The sequence below is a fragment of the Streptomyces sp. NPDC001781 genome (assembly GCF_053596035.1).
Window position 1 is genome coordinate 1 of record NZ_JBSFFI010000063.1, and the last position, 5,625, is coordinate 5,625.

General features: G+C 72.9%; 1 protein-coding gene. It reads right to left on the reverse strand.

Annotated elements, in window-relative coordinates; all coding sequences use genetic code 11:
- Positions 1 to 5,625: lonely Cys domain-containing protein (locus tag ACWCV3_RS28415; protein ID WP_451230064.1), on the reverse strand; the 5,625-nt coding region annotated here is incomplete at both ends.

Here is a 5,625-nt window from a genome sequence, read left to right on the forward strand (position 1 = left end):
ATCGTCCACCGCCACCGCCGGACGCACACCCCGCGGATACAACGCCTCCCGCAACGCCCCCAGCAACACCAGGCACCGCTCGACCGACATGCCCCCCACCGGCTCACGACCCGCCACCCGGCGCGCCAACGCCACCAGATCCGAACGGGAGAGCGGCCGCCGCACAGTGACCCCGGCCCCGACCTCGCTGTTCGGCACCTGTGCCGGAGCGGGGACGTTCGTACCGAAGACGGTCGGGGCGTTCTGGGCGGTGCGGGTTCGAGCGGCGGTGGGCTGCCGGGTGGCGGTGGTCCAGTGGCCGGGGGCCGTACCGGCCGGAGACGGCAGGGTCAGGATCCGGAGCGGGGTGGAGGAGTCGGCGGTGCTCGCCAGTTGCATCGGCGCGCTGTAGCCGAAGGCCGGACGTCCCGTGCTCTGGGAGAACCGCCGCACCAGCTGCGGGCTCAGCGCCCCCGCACCGGTGGTCAGGAGCAGCACCGGGACATCCAGAGGGATGTTGTTCAGTACCGGGTCGAGGCCGAGCAGCGCCAGGTACTCGCTCTCCTGCACCCGGACGGGGGCCCGACCGGGCAGGTGGACGACGACAGTACCGGCGCCGTCCACCTCGACCACGCGCAGCGTGGGCATGCGCCTGCCCGGACCGACCCAGGCCGGCTGGACCGGGCGCGTGGTGATCCCGCCGGGCCCGGACCCCACCTCGTACACGACGCCCCAGTCGATGCCCGCAGGGGCGGCTGCGTCCGACCAGTTGAAGCCTTCGATATGGGGTCCCCGCCGCAGCAGGGCCCCCGGACCGAAGGCACCGGCTTCCTTCAGGTGGTAGGCGGCCAGCAGATCGTGGTCGGAGACGTCCACGTTCTGCGCGATCGCCTTCGACAGCAGCAACCACAGGGCCTCGTGCTGCGATCGCTCCCACCCGGCGGACGCGTCCAGGTGGAGGACCTTGCGGCCCATCGTCTCCCGGTCCGCGCGTGTCATCGGAGCGAAAACCTGGGCGGCCCGGGCCGTGACCCACAGCATGGACGCCACGTGCCGGGGGGTGACCACCGCCGAGGCGGACAGCGACTGCACATACCGGGTGATCTGCTCGCCCCGGCCCGCCAGTTGCCGGAGAGCGGCCAGCAACGCCGGAGCCGGCACCGCGTCGTTCAGCCGGGCGGTGGGGTCGGCCGCCACTCGGGCCGCGGCGAAGTCGAGCAGGGCGAGGTACCCGGCCCGGTCCGGGGAGCGGCCGGTGTGTTCCTGGACGTAGAAGTCCAGCAGGTCCATGCGGAAGGGGGTGGTCTGGCCGATCGGGTCGTTGGCCCGCATGCGTTCCAGCGCGGCGATGCCCTTCAGTACGCGCTCGTAGCGGCCGCCCGGCACGCCGCGGTCGTCCTCGATCTCGTTGCCGAACACCCTCCGCAGCGCCCGCACCACCCGCAGGGCGGCATCCCGGACCTCCACCGGCACCGCGCCCGTGCCGTCGTGCAGGCCCACCTCCCGCGCCAACTGGTCAAGCTGGTGCTCCAGCGGCTCGGGGGGGTGCTGGACCCGGCGCCCACGCTCACCGTTCGCCGCGTCGACCGTCACGCGCCGGTCGCGGCCAAGGCCGGTCGGCCGGGTGGCGCCGTCAGTCCCCCTCCGCGACAGGTTCGCCACATGCTGGTCGAGCGAGACCTCACCCAGCGGATCGTCCACATGGGGTGCCGGAGCGTACGCGGCCTGTGGCCGCGACGGGTCGCCGTCCGACGCACTCCAGCAGATCTCCAGGTGTATCCGGTACCCCGGGGGCAGTTCCCGTACCTCCGGCAGCCCCGCGATGTACGCGGCCGCGTCCCGCTTGCCCAGCCACACCGTCCGGCCGTCCCGCAGCGGAAGCGCCACCCGCCCGGGCAACCCATGGGCCGCGTAGACATAGACCGCCGCGTCCATGGAGACCGGCTCGGAGTCGCCGTCCTGGTTCAACGCACCGGCGGGCATCAAGTGCACCAGCCGCCGCATCCGGCGGAAGGTGCGGAAATGCTGCTCCGTCCGCCGCAATCCCTCGTTCTGGGCGACCGCGATCCGGCCGAACCGCTCGTCCTTCTCGTCCACCAGCGGCGTGGTGAGCACGTCGCTGTCGTGGAACACCGTCCCGTCCAGCGCCGTCCACCGGCGGTCCTGGAACGGAGCGGTCGCGGCCGAGGGGGAGGCCGCCACCCAGGAGCCGACCGGCACGCGCGGGTCGCGGTCGACCAAGGCCAGGACGGATGCGCCGGTGTCGTCGGGGGCCAGCCGGCCGTCACCGCTGGCTCCCCACACCGTACGGCCCAGCCGGTGGGCGACCCGTCGCAGTGTCTCCTGGTACTGCTGTCCCGCGAACGGGACGGCCAGCACGACGGGAACGTCCGTCGGCAGCTTCGCCAGTTCCGGGTCGGCGGCCAGCGCGGCGGCGAGGCCCTCGGCGTCCAGCACCCGGCCGTCCGGCAGGCGCACCCGCCCGTCCCTACCGCCCGCCGCCACGACGTAGGCGGTGTCCGGCCACGGCGCCGGCCCGGCCGAGACCACCCTCGGTGCCACACCCGGCCGGGCCTCGACGACCTGCACCGTCCCCGGCTCGACCCGGCCGACCGGCCGACCCGTCCAGTTACGGCCCTGCGGACGCCCCGACGGCCCCGTGACCAGCGTCCCCGCCGACAGCAGCGAGTCCTCCGGCCCGGTCAACGCCCCCGGCACCGACAAGGATTCGGGAACACTCTGCGCGGAGGGCAGCGCGACGGGAGGCGCCGAAGACCCCGGCGGCGGCGCGAAGAGAGTCATCTCCTCGTCCTCGCCGGTCTCGCCGTCGACCGCCTCTCCGGCCCACTCCCAGGCCCGCACGCTGTGGTGCTGCGGAACGATCGAGAACCTGGACAGCTCCAGGTCCACACCCGTCGCACCCGCCGCCGAGAGCAGCAGGAACTGCAGGGCGACCGGCAGCGGGGGCTCCGGCTGGCCGTAGGCCGCGAAGTGGGAGCTCACGGCGGACCGCAGATCGCTCCAGGTGAGCGAGGCCTGCAAGTCGTTGGCCGCGCGGGTCTGCTCCAGCGCCCAAAAACCCGTCAGAAGCGCCTCGAACGCGGCCGAGTCGTTCTCCAGCAACGGACCGTAGACCAGCCGGATCGCCCGCACCCACCGCCGCACCTGCGGCGCCCGGTCACGACGGCCCGTGATCTGCTCGGCCCAGCGGCCCAGCTCGGCGGTCGACAGCCCAGGACGGAACCCGACCCACCAGTCACCCTCCGCCAACTGCCACCGCACGCCCGCCGACCCGTCCGCGGGGACCAGCACGGGTTCGATACCGCTGCCCGTCGCCCACACCCACTGGTCCAGGCCGTCGGCCAGGACCTCACCGGCCAGCGGCACCTCCAGCGGATCGCCCATCGGCGGGCCGGCCAGATCGGCCCCGGCCACCAGCACCGGGCTCTCCGGCGGCAACGCCGTCAGATGCCCGTCCACCGCGAACAGGAAGTCCACGACCCGCGCGTAGTCGACGACGGCATCGGAGCCGTCCGACAACGCCAGCACCGCCGCCCCGGGGCCTCCGCGCAGCCCGACCAGGTGTGCCGTGCCGAACGGCAGTGTCTGCACCGGGCTTTCCAGCGTCGCCGGGCCCGGTCGCACGAAGGTGTACCCGACCACGTCGGGCAGCAGGCCGTAGGTCTGCCGGCGGGCGTCCTGCCAGTCCTCGAACGGGCGCGAGGACGTTCCCACCGGCCTGCCCTCCGCATCCCGGTGACCGGTCACCAGCACCCGGTCCAGGGGGACCCGTGTCCCGTCCAGCGCGACCAGTTCCGAAGCCCACACCATCACCGGCGGCGTCCGCTCAGGATCAGCCAGGATCTCCAGAGCGCCGCGCGCCGTGTCGACCAGCGTCCGGAGCCTCCCCTGGTGCTGCGGGGGCAGCGTGTCAAGGGCATCGGCCGCCTCGTCGACGGCCGTACGCAGCGCCTGGTGCACGGGGTGGGCGGCGGGCAGCGGGGTTCCCAGGGCGTACTCACCCAGCGCCCGGGAGATCTTCTGGCTCTCCCCCACCGACACCAGTCGCCGGGCACTGCCGCCAGGCTGCGGCAGACCCGCCATCAGCACCATCTGCACGAAGTGCGCGAGACCCCGGACGGCCTGGTTGTCCAGGACCCGGGTGATGGACTCGCGCAGGACGTCCTCCGGCAGCGGGGCCCGGTGGGTGAGCGCCCGTCGGTAGGCCTCACGGCTGAGCTTCGACAACTCGGCCACGGCCCGCCGGATGTCCTCCGGCGACATCAACTGGGCGTTGTCGTAAGCGAAGTGCCGCAGCTCCGCGGCAACCAGCGGAATCTCCAGCCGGCCGTCGTCGGTGTCCAGGGTCGGGTAGCGGTCGTCGTCCATGTCGACCGTCTGCTTCTGGGTGACGGTCTTGCCCTGGGATGTGCGCCCCGTCAGCACGGAGGTGGTGTGCTCACGGGCCGACGGCACGTCGCCGATCGTGGCGTCGAAATAGCCCGGGAAGAACGGCTTGTCCGGCGTGAGGGACCTCCGGTAGAGCTCCAGCAGTCTCCCGAGCGTGACGTCGAGGCTCGCGCTGACGTCGTCGTGGTGCTGGTCGAGGAACTCCCGGGTCCGAGGCCGCAGAGCCCGCAGGACGCGGTCCAGGGCGGGGCGCGACGCCACCGCCAGACCGTTCTTGACCATGAACGGGTTCGGGCCCTGGTTGAGGATGACGCCGGTCGGCCTGGCGACGGCGTGGGCATAGGCGAACCGCAGGTAGCCCCACAGCTCGTCGATGTCCGGGATCGGCGCGAGGAAGGGGACGACCACGTCGGGCACATCGGTCCGGCCGGTGAGGACGCGCACGAACTGCGCGGTGGCCTTCATCCCGAATTCCCGGCCCGACGCCTCGACGGCCCCCACGGCGCCCTTGGGCAGCCGGTCCACCGCCAGGTCCTGGAGCTCGCTCAGACCAAGGACGGGGAAACCCGGGGTCGGCTGCACATAGGCGAGGTTCGACCGGACCGGGGTCTGGCCGACCAGCGCCTTGTCACCCAGCTCGGTGGTCTCCCAGCCGTCCTGGACGGGGAGAAGATCGGAGAGGCTGACGAACGGCACGGCGCCCGGCACGTCCCTGGAGTCCAGAGCCCGCTCCACCCGCTCCAGCCGAGCCAGCATCTCCTCCTGGGACTGCCGCTGCTCGCCGGGGAGTACCGCCATCGGATCGGTGACGATCTCACCGATGAGGTAACTGGTGCGCTGGGGCTTCGGCTCACCGGGCGCCAGGTCGGGGTAGGTGAGGTGATGGCGGCCGTCGGCGGTCCGCACGAAGGAGGCGTGATCGGTGACGATCTTGAAGCCGGGCGCGTGGGCCAGTACCACCTTGGCCGGCAGGTCGCCGATGCCGCTGATCACGAACCACTGACGCTTCTCCACCTCCAGGCCGAGCGCGCCGTACCCGTGCCCCGTCGCCGCGTCAAGCACCGCGTGCGCCGTGGACGACGACTGCGCGAACTCCGGCAGCGCACGCTCCACCGCCCGACCGGCGGGGTCGACGACCACCGCCCGCGCGTCCGACGCCGCGACCGACGGCGGCAGCGCCGACACCTGCCGGCCCGCACCCGCCGACACGTCCACCCACACCACACCGTCGGAGCC